Raw genomic sequence first — 18,732 nt, 5'->3', positions numbered from 1 at the left:
GGCCATACTTCGTCGGGCGGCGAAGTAATCCTGTCCGAGACTTTGGGCATGTCCACCGCCAAGTCTGCTACCGCCAAGCCTGCCGTCGCCTCAACCGGGCCGGGCCCAGTCGCCCGTCCCTCGATGCCGTTGCCGCCGCTCGTGGCGGTCAGCCTCGGTTACTTCATGGTCATGCTGGACGTCACCGTGGTGACGGTCGCCGTTCCCGGCATCCGTACGTCGCTGCACGCGGGGGCCGCCGGGTTGCAGTGGATCGTCGACGGCTACAGCGCCGTTTTCGCGGCGTTGCTGCTGCTCGGCGGCGGGCTGGGCGACCGGTTCGGGCACCGCCGGGTGTTCCTGGCCGGACTCGTCGCCTTCACGTTCGCCTCGATCGGCTGCGGCCTCGCGCCCACCACGGGGGCGCTGATCGCGGCCCGTCTGCTGCAAGGGGTGGGCGCGGCGTTCCTCGTGCCGGCCTCGTTGGCGCTCGTGGGCGAGTCCTATCCGCGACGGGCGGTGCGGGCGCGGGCGTTCGGGATCTGGGCGACGGTCTCCGGGGTGGGGTTCGCGTCCGGGCCGGTGCTCGGCGGGCTGATGCTCGCGGGGCTGGACTGGCGGGCGGTGTTCTGGCTCAACCTGCCGGTGGGCGCCCTCGCGGTGGCGCTGACCTTGCGGTACGTACCGGGGCCGGCGCGCCGCGTCCGGGGCGGCCGGGGCGGCCGGGGTGGTCGGAACGGCCACCCGTCACCCACCGCGCCTCGCGGCCGAGGCGACGGCGGCCAGGGCGGACCCGACGGCCACGCGCCCGCGCCCGGCCGGGGGAATGGTCCGGCGTCCGCTCCCGCGACTCGCGGCCGCCGAGGGCGGCTCGATCCGGTGGGGCAGGCGCTGGCGGTGGCGGGGCTCGCGGCGCTGGCGACGGCGCTCAACGAGGCGAGCGGCGAGGGTGGGGTTCGCCGCTCGTGGCGGGGGCGTTCGGCGTCGCGGCGCTGGCTCTGGGGGCGTTCGTCGTCGTCGAGCGGCGATTGGATGATGCCGCCGCCCTCCCGGCCGGTGGTGACGCTCAGGGTGCGCCCGCTCGCACCGCTCGACCGCCGCGGCTGCCGCTGCTGCCGCCGTCGCTGTTCCGGCGGAGCGGGGTCGCGGCGACCGCGGTGATCGGGGTGCTGCTGAACCTCGGTTTCTACGGGCTGCTCTACCTCGCCACCCTCTACTTCCAGCAGGAACGCGCGTACGGGCCGCTCGCCACCGGGCTCGCCCTGCTGCCCGCAGCAGTGATGGTGCTCGTCGCCGCGCCGCTGTCCGGGCGGCTCACCGCGCGCTTCGGCCCGTACCGGCCCATGGCCTGGGGGCTGCTGCTGGGAGCGGTCGGCTTTCTCGGCTGGCTGGCGGCGGGGCCGGGCACCGCCTACGGGTGGCTGCTGTTCCCGCTCGTCGTGACGGGGCTCGGGGTCCCGATGACCGTTCCCGCGGCCACCGCCGCGATCATGGAATCGGCTCCGGCGGACGCCGCGGGCCTGGCGTCCGCCGTCTTCAACGTGGCCCGCCAAGTGGGCAACGCCATCGGCGTCGCCCTCTTCGGCACTCTCGCCGCGACCGGCGGCAGCCTCGTCGCCGGCGTCCACCTCTCGGCGGTCATCGCCTCCGCGGCCTTCGCGCTCGGCGCCCTCCTCGCCTGGCACACCGGCCGCCGAGGCCCCGGTTCGGCCGGCCTCCCAGCCCCGCCCGTCACCCGCCACCAGACGGCAACGCCGAGTACAAACGGCACCCCGTCGTAGCTCCCCCACGTACGCGCCACCACGGAGGCGATACCGTCCAGGACGCCGGGGCCGCACGGCAGCGCCCGCAGCGCTCGCCACCCACGGCCGGCCCTGCCTCTGGCACCGGTCCCGATAGGGACCGCGCCCACCCCTCGCGCGTTCCCAGGGCCGATACGGGCCGGACGCGCCATGGGTACACGCCCGGGCCGTCCGGGCCACCGCCCGTCGTCGAGGCCGTTCAAAAGCGGCGAGTACGGCCCGCGCTCCTCGCGCCTCACCACCGGCACACCGCCCGCGCGAGCAAGACCGCGCAGCCCGCCGAAGGCCCACGCCCCCTGCTCCCCGACGCCACGCCTCCCGCCGGGCGGCAACGGCACCTATGAACGCTCTCCCCCGCCCCTCCTCACCGCGGCAACGCGGTGGGGTCCCGCAAAGAGCACACAGCTTGCCCTTACCGCTTGCCGCCCACACCCGGTCCCCGCCTCCGGAACCAGGCGCCGGCACCGAGCCGGAGCCGCGCCCCTCATAGCAGAGAGCCGATACGGCACGGCCCCTTGCCCCAGCCGCCGCCCCAGCCGCCGCCCCCGGCGCTGGGCAGCGGCGGCGAGTACGGACAGTGGGCCGTCGAGGGCCCCACCGTTGTACCGGGGCGGTACGGCGCAGCGCGCCAAGGGCGCGCGGCCCGAGCCCTTCCCGCCGCCGGCCTCGCCTGACGCCGGGCGGCAACTGGGGACCGTCGCAACCACTCGCATACGGCTCCCCGGCCGACACACGGCGCACCCGGGCACTACAGGAGAGCCCCGCCAAGAGCGCAGACCCGTCCCCCGGGGCGCCGTCCCGTAGTGGTGCCGCCGATGGTTACGCGGCCGCGTCGGCCCGTGCGCCGGAGGGTTGCGTGCCGGGTCGCCCCGGGGCCGGGGGTGTTTCCGGGGGGTCGGGGAGGGTGGCGGCTTGGCGGGCGTAGCGCTTGGCGAGGACGGCGCAGACCATCAGTTGCATCTGGTGGAAGAGCATGAGGGGGAGGACGGCCAGGCCGGCCTCGGCTCCGAAGAGGACGGTGGCCATGGGGAGGCCGGCGGCGAGGCTCTTCTTGGAGCCGGAGAAGGTGATCGCGATCCGGTCCTCGCGGTTGAAGCCGAGCTTGCGCGCTCCGACGGTGGTGAGGGTGAGCATCACGGCCAGTACCAGGGCCTCGGTGGCGAGCAGGCCGAGCAGGCGCCACACCGTGACCTGGTGCCAGATGCCGCGCACCATGCCTTCGCTGAAGGCCGCGTAGACGACGAGGAGGATCGAGCCGCGGTCGACGTAGCCGAGCACCTTCTTGTGCCGTACGAGGAAGCCGGCGACCCAGCGGCGCAGCAACTGCCCGGCGGCGAACGGCACGAGGAGCTGGAGGAGGATCGAGACGAGCGAGTCCGGTGAGAAGCCGCCGCCGCTGTTGCCCAGGACCAGGGCGGCGAGCAGCGGGGTGAGGACGATGCCGATGATGCTGGAGAAGGAGCCCGCGCAGACGGCCGCCGCCACGTTGCCGCGCGCGATGGAGGTGAAGGCGATCGAGGACTGGATCGTGGACGGCACCAGGCACAGGAAGAGCAGTCCGGTCTGGAGCTGGGGGCTCAGTACGTACGGGACGAGGCCGCGGGTGGCCAGCCCGAGCAGCGGGAAGATGGCGAACGTGCAGGCCAGTACGGTCAGGTGGAGTCGCCAGTGGCGCATGCCGTCCATGGCCTCGCGGGTGGACAGCCGCGCTCCGTAGAGGAAGAAGAGGAGCGCCACCGCGCCCGTGGACGCGCCGTCGGCGACCGGCGCGGCCCCGCCGCGCGCGGGCAGGACCGCGGCGAGGGCCACCGTGCCCAGCAGTGCGCAGATGTAGGGGTCCACGGGGAGTCTGGACAGGAAGGCTGGGCGACGCATGGTCTCTCTTCGATCGGCGGCCGGCTGCTCCCGCTTCGGGAGAACCGGCCGAAACGGTGTCCGCTGTAACGTTTTTTCGCGCTCTTTCGCCGACCGGCTCGGCCGGCCCGCACGGTGCCCGCTCCAGCCTGCCCCTGTTCGATCACATCGGGAACCCCTCTGACCGTGCTGACTGTCATCACACAACGCGATAACCCGCCGGAACGCGACTAGCCTGGTCGTATGTTCGATCCGGCGCAGCTCCGTACCTTCCTCACGGTCGCGCAGACCCTCAGCTTCACCCAGGCCGCGCAGCGCCTCGGGGTGCGCCAGTCGACCGTGAGCCAGCAGGTGCGCAAGCTGGAGGGGCAGGCCGGGCGGCAGCTCTTCGTCCGGGACACGCACAGCGTGCAGCTCACCGAGGACGGCGAGGCCATGCTGGGCTTCGCCCGTACGATCCTGGCGGCCAACGAACGGGCCGCCACCTGGTTCGCGGGCACCCGGCTGCACGGCCGGCTGCGGTTCGGCGCCTCCGAGGACTTCGTACTGACCCGGCTGCCCGAGATCCTGGACGCCTTCCGCCGCGACCACCCGGACGTCGAGGTGGAGCTGACGGTGGAGCTGTCCGAGACGCTGCACGAGCTGCTGGCCGCCGGCCGCCTCGACCTCGTGCTGGCCAAGCGCCACCCGGAGGAGCCGCGCGGCCCCGGCGGGCTGCGGGAGGAACTGGTGTGGCGGGACAAGCTGGTCTGGATCGGCAGCGCGCGGCTGCGGATCGACCCGCACCGGCCGCTGCCGCTGGTCCTGTTCCCCGCGCCCGGCGTGACCCGCGCACGCGCCCTGGAGGTGCTGGAGCGGCACGGCCGCCCCTGGCGCGTGGCGTGTACGAGCCGCAGCCTGAACGGGCTGATCGCGGCGGCGCGCGCCGGGCTGGGCGTGATGGCGCACACGCGGGGCATGATCCCGCCGGGGCTGCTCGGCGTTCCGGCCCGGGCCGGCCTGCCCGACCTCGGCGGCATCGACATCGTGCTGCTGCACGGCGCCCGGGCGGGCTCGGCGCGGGGGCCGGCCGACGCGCTCGCGGAGGCGATCCTGGCCGGCGGCGACCGGCTCCAGGGGGCGCCCCGCCCCGGCCCGGCCCTGGGCTGACCGTCCGACCCAGCCTCAGGCAGAAGCCCCGGCCCGGCCCCGGCGTCGCCGCTTGGTCCGGTCCTGGGGTAACGGCCCAGTGCCCGCGTCGGGGGGATTCCGTGCAGATGCGCGCCGGGCCGCGTCTTCGAGCCGCCGAGAAGGTGTTCTGGAGCCGTGCCGGATCGGATACGGTCGCGACATCATGCGGATACGGAGTGTTACGAGGAGCGGGTAGTTGCGCGAGTTCACCGTCCCCCCGATGGCGACGGCGCCCCCCGTCGGGGGGCTGGCGGACGCCGTGTTCGAGCACGCCGAGAAGGACCCGGACCGGGCCGCGCTGAGCCGCGGCGCCGACGGCCGCTGGGAGGACGTGAGCGCGGCGCTCTTCCGCGACGAGGTGCTCGCGCTCGCCAAGGGGCTGCTCGCCCAGGGCGTGCGGTTCGGCGACCGGGTGGCCCTCATGTCCCGCACCCGCTACGAGTGGACGCTCTTCGACTTCGCCCTGTGGTCCATCGGCGCCCAGCCGGTGCCCCTGTACCCCACGGCCTCCGCCGAGCAGGTCTTCTGGACGCTCTACGACTCGGGGGCGTGCGCGTGCGTCGTGGAGCACGAGGACCACGCGATGACCGTCGGTTCCGTCATCGACCGGCTGCCGCGGCTGGCCCGGCTCTGGCAGCTCGACGCGGGCGCGCTGGCGGAGCTGTACGCGGCCGGGGCGCACATCGAGGACGAGGTGGTGCACCGGCACCGGCTGGCGCTCACCCCCGACTCCCCCGCGACCGTCATCTACACCTCGGGCACCACCGGCCGGCCCAAGGGCTGCGTGATCACGCACGCCAACTTCATGGCCGAGACCGACAACATCGTCCAGCGGTACGAGAGCGTCTTCCACTCCCGGCCCGACGACGAGGCGTCGACGCTGCTGTTCCTGCCGCTCGCGCACGTCTTCGGGCGGATGGTGCAGATCGCGGCGGTGCGCGGCCGGGTCAAGCTGGCCCACCAGCCGCGGCTGGCGGCCCCGGTGCTGCTCGCGGATCTCCAGTCCTTCCGGCCGACGTTCGTGCTGGCGGTCCCGTACATCTTCGAGAAGGTCTTCGCGGCCGCGCGGCGCGCGGCCGAGGCGGAGGGGAAGGCGGGCCCCTTCGACAAGGCCGTCGACGTGGCGGTGCGGTACGCGGAGGCGGTGGAGGCCAAGGCGTTCGGCACGGGGCACGGCCCGAGCGCGACGCTGCGGATGCGCCATCAGTTCTTCGACAAGGTCGTCTACGCCAAGGTGCGCGAGGCCCTGGGCGGCCGGATGCGGCACGCGATGTCGGGCGGCTCGGCGATGGAGCGGCGGCTCGGGCTGTTCTTCGCGGGCGCGGGCGTCACCATCTTCGAGGGGTACGGGCTCACCGAGTCGACGGCCGCCGCCACCGCGAACCCGCCCGAGCAGACCCGTTTCGGCACGGTGGGGCGGCCGGTGCCCGGCACCACCGTGCACATCGCGGACGACGGGGAGGTGTGGCTGCGCGGCGGCCAGGTCTTCGCGGGGTATCTGGGCGACGCCAGGGCGACCGACGCGGTGCTCCGGGACGGCTGGCTGGCCACCGGGGACCTCGGCGCCCTCGACGAGGACGGGTATCTGACCATCACCGGCCGCAAGAAGGAGATCCTGGTGACCTCGGGCGGCAAGAGCGTGTCGCCGGTGGCCCTGGAGGCGCGGGTCCGGGCCCATCCGCTGGTCGCCCAGTGCATCGTGGTCGGCGACGACCGTCCGTACGTGGCCGCGCTGATCACCCTGGACGCGGAGGCCGTCGCGCACTGGCTGATGATGCGCGGCAAGCCGGTGCCGGACGCCGCCGCGCTCGTACGCGACCCGGACCTGGAAACGGAGGTCCGGCGGGCGGTGGTGGCCGCGAACACGCTCGTCTCGCACGCCGAGTCGATCCGTACGTTCCGGATACTGGCCGCGCCGTTCAGCGAGGAGGACGGGCTGCTCACCCCCTCGCTCAAGCTGAAGCGCAAGGCGATCGAGAGCGCGTACGCGGCGGAGGTCGACGCGCTGTACCGGACGTGACCGACGCCGTACCGGGCACGCGCACATCAGGCGGGCATGGCAGCGCCGCGGCCCGGGTAGTTTGCGGTGCGCATGACATTGCACTGGGTGCGCAGCGATCGCGCTGCCCCACCCGCGCGCATGCGGCCAAGTGGCCGGTGAGCCACCATGAAGTATCAGCATTCCGACGATTAAGGACGGATCGAGCGTGAGCAGGATTCCTTCCATCACTCTCAACAACGGCGTCGAAATGCCGCAGCTCGGCTTCGGCGTGTGGCAGATCGCCGACGACGAGGCGTTCACCGCGGTGGGACAGGCCCTGGAGGCCGGTTACCGCAGCATCGACACCGCCGCCGCGTACGGCAACGAGCAGGGCACCGGCAAGGCGCTGGCCGCCTCCGGCATCGACCGGGGCGAGCTGTTCGTCACGACGAAGCTGCAGAACGCCGACCACGGCTACGACTCGACGCTGCGCGCCTTCGACGCCTCCCTGACCAGGCTGGGCCTGGACTACATCGACCTTTACCTCATCCACTGGCCGATGGCGTGGCGCGGTGAGTTCGTGAACACCTACCGGGCCTTCGAGAAGATCCTCTCCGACGGCCGGGCCAAGGCGATCGGCGTCTCCAACTTCCAGCCGCACCACCTCGAACAGCTCTCCGCCGAGACGTCCGTCGTCCCGGCGGTGGACCAGATCGAGCTGCACCCGCAGTCCGCCCAGACCGAGGCACGCGCCTACCACGCCCAGCACAACATCGCCACCGAGGCGTGGTCCCCGCTGGGCCAGGGCAAGGGCCTGCTGGACGACCCGAAGATCGCGGAGATCGCGCGCAAGCACGGCGTCACCCCGGCGCAGGCGGTGCTGCGCTGGCACCTCCAGCTCGGCAACATCGTCATCCCCAAGTCCGCGACCCCGTCCCGGATCAAGGAGAACATCGACGTCTTCGGCTTCGAGCTGGACGACGACGACATCGCGTCGTTCGCGACGCTGGACTCCGGGACCCGGCTGGGCCCGGACCCGGAGAGCTTCGACGGCTGACAGCCCGCCCCCTCAGCGGGCCGCCCCCGGCCGCCGCGTCAGGCGGGCTTCACCGCCGTGTGCACCGTGCGGGCGCTCAGCAGGAAGACGTCCGGGCGGCGCATCAGGCCCTGGGGGTCCTCGGGGTCGAGGAGGCGGCCGAGCGCGGCGCGGTCCTCGGCGTCGAGGCGCTCTTCGGCGGCCTCGTGCTGGCGCGCGAGCTGGGCCTGTACGTACGCGCGGGCGTCCGCGCCGAGCGGGGCGGGCAGGTCGACCAGGAACGTACGGCTGCGTACGTCGGTGAGCCCGGCGGCGGCGAGGAAGCCGGGCCAGTCCTCCACGGCCTCCTTGGCGCCGGGCAGCCCGGCCCGCATCTCGTTGAACCAGTCCTCGTTGAGCGCGTCCAGCCGGCTGTGGAGGCCGGGGCGGCCGAAGCCGATGTCGCGCGGGAGCACGCGCATCGGCAGGCCGCCCTCGGCGATGGCGAGGAGGCCGCCGGGGCGCAGCGCCTGGCCGAGCCCGGCGACGGCGGACTCCTGGTCGCCGATGTGGTGCAGGGCCATGGAGGACCAGATGAGGTCGGCGTCGCCGACCGTGGCGAGCCCGTCGGGGAGGTCGGCGAGGTGGGTGCGTACGCGCTCGGCGAGGCCGAGTCCGGCGGCGCGGGCCTGGGTCCGCTCCAGCAGCGCCGGCGTGCCGTCCACGGCGACGACCTCGGCCTCGGGGAACGCCCGCGCGAGCTGGCAGGCGCCGACGCCGGGCCCGCTGCCGATGTCGAGCAGCCGCCGGACCTTGGGGAGGCCGGCCGCCTCGGTGCGCTCCCGGAGCCAGACCGCGGCCTGGTCGACGATGGGCGAGGTCACTTCGGCGCCGAGTTCGAGCAGCGGGGCCATCACGTCCCAGTCCATGTGCGCGTCGTCGTGCCCGTGCCCGTGCCGGTGCCCGTGCTGGTGGGTCTGCTGCTGGTCGGTCATCGCTGCCTCCGGTTCGGCCTGGCCTCGTGCGTACGTGCGTGTCCGCGGGTACGAGCGTCCGATGGGGCCGCGCGTTTCGCCAAACCCTGTTGCCGTTCCCGCAAACGCCCTTTCGGCGGAGGCCGGGCAGGGTTGCGCCGCCCCGGCGTCAGGTGATGTCGGTGACGGTGACCGTCACCGCGATGGGCGGCTCCGGCTCGCCCGCCTCGGTCACGGCCGCGGCGACGGCCGACGTGACGGCGGCCCGTACCGCGCGGGTGACGGCGAGGGCCTGGTGGCCGCGGCGCACGGCCAGGTGGACGCGGAGCTGCCAGCCGCCCGTGCCGGGCGTCCGTTCCGCGCGGACGCCCGCCACCCGGGTCCGGGCCGCGCCCCAGGCGGTCACCGCGCTCCCGGCGCCCGCGGGCAGCCGGCGGGCGGCGGCGCCGCGCACCACGTCGGCGAGGCCGGGGCGCAGGAAGGCGACGCCGGGCGTGGCGCGGGCGGCGTCGGCCGCCGCCGTCAGCACGTGGGCGAGCTGCGGTGCGGTGCCGGTCATCGGGGTCTCCTTTCGCCGTCCCGACTGCTCCGCCGGGTGGTCGGCGGTTCCTCGTCGAGGATGTCGACCACCGAGACGTCGATCTCGGCGACGTCCATGCCGACCGTGCGGCGGGCGGCCTCGGCGACCAACTCCCGTACCCGGTCGGCCAGTTCCGGAACCGTCCAGTCCGCGGTGGCCGCGACCTCCAGGGTCACGCGCAGCGGCCCCCGGTACGGGGCCCGGCCCCGCTCCGTCGTGCCGCGGACGGCCTCGGCGTCCAGCGGCACGACGCGGCAACTGCCCGCGAGGACGCCGGACAGGCTCTCGGCGGCGGCCCGGAAGGTGCGGGCGGCCGCGGTCTCCACGATCCAGGCGTCCTCCTCCGGCTCGCCGAGCGGCAGCGGCCGGCCGGGGCGCAGTTCGGCCCGTACGAGATCCATGACCCGCGCCGTGATCTCCTCGGCGGGCGGGTCCGCGGCGGCCCGCGCCTGGCGTACGTAGCTGTCCAGGACGCCCAGCCCGGCCAGCGCCTCCTGGCAGTGCGGGCAGCCCGCGACGTGCGGGTCGTCGCCCTCGCTGTCCCAGACCGTGCTGAGCGTCCGGCCGCACGGCAGGGTGGCGTCGTCGGTCGCGTCGTCTAGCGCCATGCGCCCATCGCCTCCGTCAGATAGCGCCGTGCTCGGAAGATCCTGCCCCGTACGGACTGCTCGCTGATCCGCACCACCTCCGCGATCTCGCCGTACGAGAGTCCGTGCAGTTCTCTCAGTACCCAGCAGGCGCGCTGTTCGGGGGTGAGCCCGGTCAGGGCGACGCTGAGCGCCTCGACCGCCGCCGTGCCCTCCGCGGCGCGGACCGGGGACGCGGCGTGCTCGGGGGCGGCCGGTTCCGGTATCGCGGCGAGGTCCTGGGTGGGGCGGCGGGCGCGCAGGACGTTGAGGCAGCGGTTGGTCACGATGCGGTACATCCAGGTCGAGAAGGCGGCGTCGCCGCGGAACTCCGGGAGCCTGCGCCAGGCGCTGACGAACGCGTCCTGCACGGCGTCCTCCGCGTCGGCGCGGCTGCCGAGGAGGCGGGTGGCGAGGCTGAGCAGCGGGGCGCTGTGCCGCCGTACCAGCACCTCGAACGCCCCCTCGTCGCCTTCCCCGGCCCGCACCGCCAGCAGTGCGTCGCTGCGTTCGGGCACTCGCCGGCTCCTTTCCGTTCCGTTCGGCCCGGTTCCGTTCCGCCTCTCCGGCGGCCATCCTGTTCGACGTAACGGGAACCGCGTTCCTCACGCGGTGAGCGAAGGATAGGAAATCCGCGGCGGCGCGTGACGCAAGGCGACGGGCCGTGTCCGAACAGGTGTCAGGACGAGCTATCCGACGACGAACCGAGGAGAGAGCCCATGTCGACGTCCCCGAAGACGGCCACCGCCGCGGTCAACGAGCCACGGACCGGCGGGACACCGCAGGGCGGCGGCGCCACCGTGCAGGCCGGTCCCGCCGGCGCCGACACCGCGCCCGCCACCCGCGGGAAGACCTCGATCGCGGACGGCGTGGTCGAGAAGATCGCCGGAATGGCCGCACGCGAGGTGCCGGGCGTGGCCGCGCTGGGCGGCGGGCTGGCCCGTACGCTCGGCGCGGTGCGCGACCGGGTGCCCGGCGGCCGTTCGCACGTCACCCGCGGCGTGAAGGTGGAGGTCGGCGAGCGGCAGACGGCCGTGGACCTCGACATCGTGGTCGAGTACGGGGTGCCGATCACCGAGGTCGCGGGCGATATCCGGGAGAACGTGATCGCCGCGGTGGAGCGGATGACGGGGCTGGAGGTCGTGGAGGTGAACATCGCCGTGATCGACGTGCGGCTGCCCGACGAGACGACGGAGGACGAGGCGGAGACGCGGGTGCAGTAGCCCGGACGCCGGCCGCGGCCGCACGGCCCTCCCATATGCCGGAGGGCCGTGCGGTCGTCGGTGCGCGGGCCGTACGCGTCGGCGCGGGCCGTACGCGTCAGCGCGCCCCGTGCCCTGGGGCGATCTGCTCGACGCGGCGGGCGAGTTCGACGTCGAGGCCCGTGACCTTGCCGCCCGCGCTGTGCGTGTTCACGGTGATGGAGATCTTGTTGTAGCCGAGGGTCAGCTCGGAGTGGTGGCCCAGCTCCTCCTGGATCTGCGCGACGTGGACGACCATCGCCGCCGCCTGGAAGTGGCCGTCGAAGGTGTAGTCACGGCTGATGCTGTCGCCGTCGGTGGACCAGCCGGGGAGCTCCTGGAGGCGCTCCTCGACGTCTTTCTGTGAGAGCGGTTGGACGTCTGCCATGACGCTGCCCCTTCGCCTTCTTCATAGGTGACGTTTCACAGGTGAACGGTTTCTTCATGAGCGGCGGTGTGTCCAGCCTGCCCCGTGCCGCGGTCTCTTTCGCGCCAATGTGCGGGTGTGTCGGCGGTTGCCTTCCGGGGGCGGCGCGCCGCTTCTATGCTCCTGCGCCGGACGTGACAGGGTTACCGACGGTAGGGGATCAGGGGCATGGACGGTACCGGCAGCACCCGAAGAGGCTTCATCGGCGGGGCGGCGGCGGTCGCGGGCACGGCGGCGCTGACCGGCCGCGCGACGGCGGCGGCCCCGCGCCGCCGCGCCGCTCCGTCCGCGGGGCGGACCGTCGCGGTGCTCGGCGGCGGCGTCGCCGGGCTCACCGCGGCGCACGAACTCGCCGAGCGCGGTTTCAAGGTGACGGTGTACGAGAAGAAGGCGCTCGGCGGCAAGGCGCGCAGCATGGACGTGCCGGGCAGCGCGCGGGGCGGCCGCAAGCCGCTGCCGGGCGAGCACGGGTTCCGCTTCATCCCCGGCTGGTACCGCAACCTCCCGGACACCCTGCGCCGCATCCCCTTCCCGGGCAACGCGAACGGCTGCCACGACAACCTCGTCTCCTCCTCCGAGGTGATGCTCGCCCGGATCGGCAAGGAGGACATCCGGCTGCCGTTCCAGATCGTCGGCAGCCCGCCGCCCGTGCTCACCCCGGACGCGGTACTGCGGGCGCTGACCGCGCTGTTCGAGACGTTCTCGAAGCTGCCCGCCCACGAGATCGCGTACTTCGCCAATCGCGTCCTGGTCTTCTTCACGAGCTGCGACAAGCGGCGCCTCGACACCTGGGAGCGCACCCCGTGGTGGGAGTTCCTGAAGGCCGCGAAGATGTCGGAGAACTACCAGCAGTTGCTGGCGATCGGCATCACCCGCAACATCGTCGCGACGAAGGCGGAGGTCGCGAGCACCAAGACGGTGGCCAACTGCTTCGAGGCGTTCTTCTACAACCTGCTGGGCCGGGGCGCGGACGGGCAGCCGGACCGGGTGCTGAACGCGCCCACCAATGAGGCGTGGATCGACCCGTGGGCGGCGTATCTGCGCTCCCTGGGCGTGGAGTTCCGCACCGGCTGGGCCGTACAGGACCTCACGCTCGCCGGGGGCCGGATCTCGGAGGCGGTGCTGACGGACGAGCGGGGCGCGCGGCGGTCGGTCACCGCGGACCACTTCGTCTCCGCGATGCCGGTGGAGCACGCCCGTACGACGTGGAACAAGGCGGTACGGGCGGCCGACCCGCAGTTGGCGCGCTGCGACAAGCTGGAGACGGACTGGATGACGGGGATTCAGTTCTATCTGACCGAGCCGACGCCGATCCTGCGCGGGCACATCAACCACATCGACTCGCCGTGGTCGATCACGGCGGTCGGGCAGGCGCAGTACTGGACCGGGCGCGACTTCCCGCGCCACTACGGCGACGGAACTGTCGCCGACTGCCTGTCGGTGGACGTCTCCGAGTGGGGCCGGCGCGGCATCCTCTACGGCAAGACGGCCAAGGAGTGCACCCGCGAGGAGGTCGCGCGCGAGGTGTGGGCGCAGATGAAGGCCGGGCTCAACGACACGGGCCGCACGGTGCTGCGGGACGCGGCGCTGCACTCCTGGTTCCTGGGCCCGGCCGTGGTGATCGGCAACGGGCGCCCGACCAACGACGAGCAGTTGTTCATCCACCCGACCGGCACCTGGTACAACCGGCCCACCGCGCACACCGCGATCCCCAACCTCTTCCTCTCCGGGGACTATGTGGCGACCGACGTCGATCTCGCGACGATGGAGGGCGCGAACGCGTCCGCGCGGGCCGCCGTCAACGCCCTGCTGGACGCCGTCGGTTCGGGGGCCGAGCGATGCGCCATCACGCCGCTGTACCGGGCGCCGGAGCTCGCGCCGTTCAAGCGGGACGACGAGATCCGCTACCGGCTCGGGCTGCGCAACGCCTTCGATCTGGGCTGACGGCCGAACGGGGGCCCGGCCGGGGCGTCGGCCGGATCATCCACGGAGGTTCCGAAGGTCTTCACGAAGGACTTCACACAGGCCGAGGTGTACGCCTCGGCCACCTCCAGCAGGAAGTCGATCTCGGCGGCCAGTTCGCCGCGGTCCACCTCGATGGCCGCGCTCTCCTGGCCGCCCTCGCGCAGGTTGGCCCGCTTGGCCGCGCAGGCCTCCCGGATGACGCAGGCGAGCACGGCGGGGCGGGCGGCGCGGGCCGGGAGGCCGGCGGCGGCGACATGGCCGCGGGCGCGCTCCAAGGTGGCGTGGCCCGCGTAGTCCTGGAGCACGAGGATGGCGTCGCGCGTCTCGATCACCTTGCGGTACACGAGATAGCGCCAGTGGGAGGGGGCGCACAGCAGCTCGGTGCCGCGGAGCCGGTACCTCTTGAGGGCGACGTGCGGCACGGCCGCCACCAGGGCCCGCCACAGCGGCCACAGCAGCCAGATGGCGCGGGCGTCCGAGGCGGCGCGGCCGACGGCGGCCAGATCGCGTACGAGCAGGGCGGCGGCGCGCAGCACGGCGTGCAGCCCCCACGCGATGGGCAGATACCGGCCGGCCTCGCCGAGCGGTGTGAGCAGTCCGAGGAGCCGGCCCGCCCAGTAGAGGCCGGCGCAGACCGCTCCGCAGCCGAACAGGGCCAGGCTCACGGACAGGCTGCGGTCCACGCTGCGGCCCGCGTAGCGGCGGCACATCACGGCGCAGGAGGCGTCGGCGGCCAGGTGCGTCGAACCGAGGAGCAGCCAGTAGCCGACGGTGCGCGGGGCGCCCGCGGGGGCGGGGACGGCGGCCTCCGCGTCGGGCGCGTCCACGCCGTACGCGATCAGGACCATGGCGGCCAGGACGAACGGCACGGCGAACAGGACGGCCCGCTTGAACCGGCGGTTTCCGCCGGACGCGGCGACGAAGTACAGCACGCCGCAGGCGGAGAGCACCCCGATCACGTTCTTGGTGACGGCCAGGGTGCGCATCGAGGCGGGCCCGTCGCTCAGCAGCCGGGCGATGGGCGGCAGGTCCATGGCCATGGACACGGCGGTGAGCGCCATCGTGCCCCAGAGCAGGCGCTCCTGGGGGCGGCGCAGGACCGAGGGCAGCCGCCACAGGACGGCGGCGATCAGCAGCGCGGTCGAGACGGCCTGGAACCCGGCGACGCACGTGGGCAGCCCCGGCTGCATATCAGCCGCGTACGCCCATGGCGGCCTGGAGGTCGCCCAGTACCCCGTCGAGCCGCCGGCCCGCGGCCTCCGCTCTGGTCCGGATCAGTCCGGCGAGCGTTTCGGCCTCCTTCTCCTGGGGGGTGGTGTAGTTGGTGCGGCGCAGGAGGCGGTGGACGAGCTGGGGGTCGAGGTCGGGCAGCAGGCCGGCCGCGGCGTCGCCGTCCGGGCCGAGCGCGTAGTGGTCCAGCAGGACGTGGCCGAGTTCGTGCAGGACGATGTGTTCCTGGTGCAGCCGTCCGGTCCGCTGCTCGAAGAAGATGTGGTCCGCCGTCTCGGTCGCCAGCCACATGCCGCACGTGCCCGCCGCGGCCGCGTGGGCGGGCAGCGGGTGCAGGTGGATGGGGCGTCGCCGCTGCTCGGCCAGTTGGTCACAGAGCGCTGTCACGGAGAACGGCCGCGGCGGGTCGAGCCGGGCCAGCGCGGAGTTGCAGCGGCGACGTAACCGGATGTCGCGAGGGTGCATGCGGTGCTCCTACGACCATGTTCGAGGCGCGTGGATCGCGCCTGTCGGCGGACGGCCCCCTGGGACGGGCAGAGGCTCGGACGGGTTCGGTGGCGTCGGCGAACCTCGTGCGGCCGGCGGCGGCCGGCCCCGGTCAGCGCTCGGTGGTGGTGGGATGATCGGGGTCCTCATCGGTCGACAGGTTCTGGAATTTGCGCGCCTCGTTCACCATCGTCAGCAGCGCGTCGAGGCTGGCGGGCGAGAGCCCCTCGGCCCGCAGCGCCAGGTTGCGCACCCGGGTGTCGCGCAGCGCCGCGGCGAGGGCCAACTGGGCGTTGACGCGCTCGGCGACGTCGTCGTCGAGGAAGTAGCCGGGGGGTACGCCGAAGAACTCGGCGAGGACGTCGAGCTGTTCCAGGGTGACGTTGCGCTTGCGACCGGTGGCGAGCTCCCAGAGGTAGGTGCCCGAGATCGCGCCGCCGGTCCGCTCGCTGATCTCCTTGGCGAGCCGGGCGTAGCCGGGCCGCTTGCGCTCCTCCGGGTAGACCGCGGCGATCAGTTCGTTCAGCCGTTGGTCGAGTTTGCGCAGGATCGGCCTGCCGGAGTGGCCCGGTGCCGCCGACTCGCCTCTGGTCATGTCCTCGCCCCTGACTGCGGCGGTCCCACGGGCGTGGCCGCCCGTTCCGCGCGCCCCCGTTCGCGGACGCCGCCGGGAGGCGGCGCCGCTCTACAGTCAACCCTCATCCGTCAGAGCTGACAACAGGGCGTCCCGGCAGCCGCCTTGGCGGGAAATCGGCCAACCGGGAGCGTCCCGTCCGGTACGTTCCGGGTCGGCGCCTTCCCGTGTGCACACGCTCACCACGGCTCCTCCGCCCCCTGCGCCACAACTACAGCGGACGGCATGGGGCGGCAATGAGCCATCACCGTTCACCATGGTTGACAGGGGCATCAGCAGTCGGCGTACGCTCACACGGCGGATCAACCGCTCTCATGGATGCCAGTACGTCCCTCAGACGCACTCCCCCAGCCCGGCCCCGCACGCCCCGCGCGCCACCCCCATCGCCGCGGCGCCCGCTCCCCCGCGAACCGGCGCACCAGGCACGCCACCCTGCCCGAGCACGTACGCGCCGCACACCCCCCCAAGCCCAACTGCCCCATGCCGCCCATCCGCTGACTGACCGACACCTCATCGGAGGGTCACGATGACCGACGCTCTCCCCTGGCCCCAGTGGCCGACGCACTCCCCGCAGACCGAGCAGAACCTGCTCGCCGCGCTCCGGTCGGGCCGCTGGGCGGTGAGCGGCGCCTATACGGGCGAGGAATCGTATGAGGCCGCCTTCGCCGCCGCGTTCGCCGACTTCATGAAGGTGCCGTACGCGGTTCCCACCTGCAACGGCTCGGCGGCGCTCACCATCGCGCTGGAGTCGCTGGGCGTCGGGGCCGGCGACGAGGTGCTCGTACCCGGTCTGACCTGGGTCGCCTGCGCGTCCTCCGTGCTGCGCGTCGGCGCGGTGCCCGTCCTCGTGGACATCGAGCCGGACACCCTGTGCATGTCGGTGGAGGCCGCCGCGGCGGCCGTCACCCCGCGCACCAAGGCGATCATGGCGGTGCATCTGTACGGGTCCGCGGTGGACCTCGACGCGATGACCGTCCTGGCGCGGCGGCACCGGATCGCCCTGCTGGAGGACTGCTCACACGTCCACGGCGCGATGTGGCGGGACCGCCGGCTCGGCGCGATCGGCGACGCCGCCGCCTTCAGCCTCCAGCAGACCAAGCTGCTGACCTGCGGCGAGGGCGGCGTCGCCGTCACCTCCGACCCGGAGGTCCACGACCGGCTGTTCCGCAAGCGGGCGGACGGGCGGGGCCACCGGGACGCCCCCGTGGGCGAGTTGGAGCTGGCGGAGCTGCCGGGGGTGCAGGGCTACAACTACTGCATGAGCGAGTTCAACGCCGCCGTGGCGTTGGAGGGGCTGGCCCGGCTGGACGCGGAGAACGACCGCAGGCGCGTCGCGATGCGGCGGCTGGAGGAGCTGCTCGGGGGCTTCGACGGGGCGCGTCCGCTGACGCGGCCGGCCGCCCTCACCGCGGACGCCGCCTACCAGTTCTGCGTCCGGCTCGATCCGGCGGTCTTCGGCGCGGGCGCCAAGGAGGCGGTGGCCGCCGCGCTCTCCCAGGCGCTCGGCCTGCACGTCGAGCCCATCGACTCCGCGCTCCATCGCAACGTCCTCTACCAGCCGCTGCGTTCCGGCTGGGCGAAGCGGCCGGGCGGTGCGCGCACGCTGGACCCCGCTCGGTTCGAGCTGCCCGCGGCCGAGTTCGCCGGGGAGAACGCGGTGGTCCTGCCGCACCGCCTCTTCCTCGCGCCGCCGGAGCGCATGGAGCTCGTCGTCACCGCGCTGGAGAAGGCCCGCGCCCAGTCGCCGTTGTCCTGACCAGCGCGTCCTCGCACAGACGCCCCGCCCTGACGCGGGCGGCCCACCCGCCGACGCACCGTCCCGACGCACGCCCCGCCCTCCGACGCCCCCGCCCCGACGCGGGCGCCCTGCCCGCAGACGCCCCGTCCCGACGCGGGCGCCCCGTCCGTCGTCGCCCCGATCCCCCGCCGCCGAGCGAGAGGCCCTTGATGAGCGCTCGTACCGAGACCGGCTCCACCGTCCGTACAGTGGCGGCCACCGCCGCCGGAACCCTGACCCAGGGGGACGCGACCGCCTTCCTGCGGTCCCTGCCGGCCGCCGGCGCGCGGCTGGTGGTGACGTCCCCCTGGTTCACCGGCCCCTACGAGCCGTCGTCGGACGACCCGACCAACCCGGCGTTCGGCGACTGGCTGGACGGCTACATGGCCGAGTTCGCCCGGGTGCTGCGGCCGGACGGCAGCGTGGTGATCGAGACCGGGTGCAGTTGGGCGCGGGACCGGCCGGTGCGCACCGTGCAGAACCTCGCCGCGATCAGCCGGCTGCTCGCCCGCGGCGACTGGCACCTCCTCCAGGAGTTCTACTGGTACAACCCCGAACTCCTCGACGCGCGGGACGAGTGGGTCACCGAGGGCCGCATCCGTCTGCACGACTGCGTCACCACGTGGTTCTGGCTGGCCCGGACCCCGGACGTGCCGGTGGACACCCGGCGGGTGCGCGGGTTCCAGAACTATCTGACACAGCCGTTCGGCAACTTCCTCACCATGGGGGACTCCGCGGCCGACTACCCGTATCTCGACGGGGTGCCCGAGCGGCTGAGCCGGGCCGACGCGGACCGGTTCCCGGTCGCGGCGCCGCTGTACTTCATCCGCCTGCTCACCGAGGAGGGCGAGCGCGTCGTCGACCCGTTCTGCGGGATCGGCTCGACGGCGCTGGCCGCCGAGTCGGCCGGGCGCGAGTGGTCGTGCAACGACTTCTCCGCCGAGGCGATCGACATCGCGAAGCAGCGCATCGACTCTCTCCGAAAGTGATG

General features: G+C 73.6%; 18 protein-coding genes. 9 read left to right on the top strand and 9 right to left on the bottom strand.

Annotation, left to right across the window (positions count from 1 at the left end; genetic code table 11):
* The first annotated feature begins 48 nt into the window (after positions 1 to 48).
* Both IF55_RS41460 and IF55_RS39760 read left to right on the top strand, forming a co-directional pair.
* Positions 49 to 1,140: an MFS transporter gene (locus IF55_RS41460; RefSeq protein WP_398244653.1), complete on the top strand. Its 1,092-nt coding sequence runs from the start codon at positions 49 to 51 to the stop codon at positions 1,138 to 1,140.
* A complete protein-coding gene (locus tag IF55_RS39760) occupies positions 1,083 to 1,760 on the top strand; it encodes an MFS transporter (RefSeq protein WP_398244714.1) in 678 nt (225 codons plus the stop codon). Before IF55_RS41460 ends, IF55_RS39760 begins: the two co-directional genes overlap by 58 nt.
* 840 nt (positions 1,761 to 2,600) lie before the next feature.
* Here the strand turns inward: IF55_RS39760 and IF55_RS16950 are convergent.
* Positions 2,601 to 3,656, bottom strand: coding sequence for a bile acid:sodium symporter family protein (locus tag IF55_RS16950; RefSeq protein WP_030877172.1), 1,056 nt, complete (start codon positions 3,654 to 3,656; stop codon positions 2,601 to 2,603).
* 222 nt (positions 3,657 to 3,878) lie between these two features.
* On the opposite strand from IF55_RS16950, the gene IF55_RS16945 reads away from it, so the two are divergent.
* From IF55_RS16945 to IF55_RS16935, 3 genes are all read left to right on the top strand, one after another.
* Positions 3,879 to 4,784, top strand: coding sequence for a LysR substrate-binding domain-containing protein (locus IF55_RS16945; RefSeq protein WP_030877175.1), 906 nt, complete (start codon positions 3,879 to 3,881; stop codon positions 4,782 to 4,784).
* Positions 4,785 to 5,025: 241 nt separating this feature from the next.
* On the top strand, positions 5,026 to 6,825 hold the full coding sequence (locus IF55_RS16940) for an AMP-dependent synthetase/ligase (RefSeq protein ID WP_030877177.1): 1,800 nt from the start codon (positions 5,026 to 5,028) through the stop codon (positions 6,823 to 6,825).
* A gap of 187 nt (positions 6,826 to 7,012) precedes the next feature.
* The gene (locus tag IF55_RS16935; protein WP_030877179.1) at positions 7,013 to 7,843 is read left to right on the top strand and encodes an aldo/keto reductase; all 831 of its coding nucleotides are present in this window, start codon (positions 7,013 to 7,015) and stop codon (positions 7,841 to 7,843) included.
* 38 nt (positions 7,844 to 7,881) lie between these two features.
* On the opposite strand, the gene IF55_RS16930 is transcribed toward IF55_RS16935, so the two are convergent.
* From IF55_RS16930 to IF55_RS16915, 4 genes are all read right to left on the bottom strand, one after another.
* Complete coding sequence (locus tag IF55_RS16930) at positions 7,882 to 8,796, bottom strand: class I SAM-dependent methyltransferase (protein ID WP_030877183.1); 915 nt, start codon at positions 8,794 to 8,796, stop codon at positions 7,882 to 7,884.
* 148 nt (positions 8,797 to 8,944) lie between these two features.
* Positions 8,945 to 9,334, bottom strand: a complete 390-nt coding sequence (locus IF55_RS16925; protein WP_030877185.1) for a hypothetical protein — start codon at positions 9,332 to 9,334, stop codon at positions 8,945 to 8,947.
* The gene (locus IF55_RS16920) at positions 9,331 to 9,963 is read right to left on the bottom strand and encodes an Asp23/Gls24 family envelope stress response protein (RefSeq protein WP_048832080.1); all 633 of its coding nucleotides are present in this window, start codon (positions 9,961 to 9,963) and stop codon (positions 9,331 to 9,333) included. Before IF55_RS16920 ends, IF55_RS16925 begins: the two co-directional genes overlap by 4 nt.
* Positions 9,954 to 10,499 carry an RNA polymerase sigma factor gene (locus IF55_RS16915; RefSeq protein WP_030877191.1) on the bottom strand — a complete coding sequence of 182 codons (546 nt, stop codon included), beginning with the start codon at positions 10,497 to 10,499 and terminating at the stop codon, positions 9,954 to 9,956. The genes IF55_RS16920 and IF55_RS16915 overlap by 10 nt, the downstream gene beginning before the upstream one ends.
* Positions 10,500 to 10,700: 201 nt before the next feature.
* Here IF55_RS16915 and IF55_RS16910 point away from each other — a divergent pair, with 201 nt between their 5' ends.
* The gene (locus tag IF55_RS16910) at positions 10,701 to 11,204 is read left to right on the top strand and encodes an Asp23/Gls24 family envelope stress response protein (RefSeq protein ID WP_030877193.1); all 504 of its coding nucleotides are present in this window, start codon (positions 10,701 to 10,703) and stop codon (positions 11,202 to 11,204) included.
* A gap of 97 nt (positions 11,205 to 11,301) precedes the next feature.
* Here the strand turns inward: IF55_RS16910 and IF55_RS16905 are convergent, their stop codons facing one another.
* Positions 11,302 to 11,610, bottom strand: a complete 309-nt coding sequence (locus tag IF55_RS16905) for a 4a-hydroxytetrahydrobiopterin dehydratase (protein WP_030877194.1) — start codon at positions 11,608 to 11,610, stop codon at positions 11,302 to 11,304.
* Positions 11,611 to 11,817: 207 nt separating this feature from the next.
* Between IF55_RS16905 and IF55_RS16900 the strand changes: the two genes are divergently transcribed.
* Positions 11,818 to 13,593 carry a hydroxysqualene dehydroxylase gene (locus tag IF55_RS16900; protein ID WP_030877195.1) on the top strand — a complete coding sequence of 592 codons (1,776 nt, stop codon included), beginning with the start codon at positions 11,818 to 11,820 and terminating at the stop codon, positions 13,591 to 13,593.
* Here the strand turns inward: IF55_RS16900 and IF55_RS16895 are convergent.
* From IF55_RS16895 to IF55_RS16885, 3 genes are all read right to left on the bottom strand, one after another.
* Positions 13,554 to 14,804 (bottom strand): MAB_1171c family putative transporter, encoded by a 1,251-nt coding sequence (locus IF55_RS16895; RefSeq protein WP_030877197.1) that lies wholly within the window; start codon positions 14,802 to 14,804, stop codon positions 13,554 to 13,556. The two genes, IF55_RS16900 and IF55_RS16895, sit on opposite strands and share 40 nt — an antisense overlap.
* A gap of 1 nt (position 14,805) precedes the next feature.
* Positions 14,806 to 15,309, bottom strand: a complete 504-nt coding sequence (locus tag IF55_RS16890; protein WP_030877198.1) for a hypothetical protein — start codon at positions 15,307 to 15,309, stop codon at positions 14,806 to 14,808.
* 133 nt (positions 15,310 to 15,442) lie between these two features.
* On the bottom strand, positions 15,443 to 15,925 hold the full coding sequence (locus IF55_RS16885; RefSeq protein WP_030877201.1) for a helix-turn-helix domain-containing protein: 483 nt from the start codon (positions 15,923 to 15,925) through the stop codon (positions 15,443 to 15,445).
* A gap of 565 nt (positions 15,926 to 16,490) precedes the next feature.
* Here IF55_RS16885 and IF55_RS16880 point away from each other — a divergent pair.
* The gene (locus tag IF55_RS16880) at positions 16,491 to 17,720 is read left to right on the top strand and encodes a DegT/DnrJ/EryC1/StrS family aminotransferase (RefSeq protein ID WP_030877203.1); all 1,230 of its coding nucleotides are present in this window, start codon (positions 16,491 to 16,493) and stop codon (positions 17,718 to 17,720) included.
* Between the two features lie 191 nt (positions 17,721 to 17,911).
* Entirely contained in the window at positions 17,912 to 18,730 is an 819-nt protein-coding gene (locus IF55_RS16875; RefSeq protein ID WP_048832079.1) for a DNA-methyltransferase, read from the top strand.
* The last annotated feature ends 2 nt before the right edge of the window (positions 18,731 to 18,732 follow it).

Source organism: Streptomyces varsoviensis (assembly GCF_000718635.1).
In the GTDB taxonomy this organism is placed as follows: domain Bacteria; phylum Actinomycetota; class Actinomycetes; order Streptomycetales; family Streptomycetaceae; genus Streptomyces; species Streptomyces varsoviensis.
The sequence above is the reverse complement of the archived record's forward strand: the minus strand, read 5'-3'. Positions and strand labels throughout refer to the sequence as shown.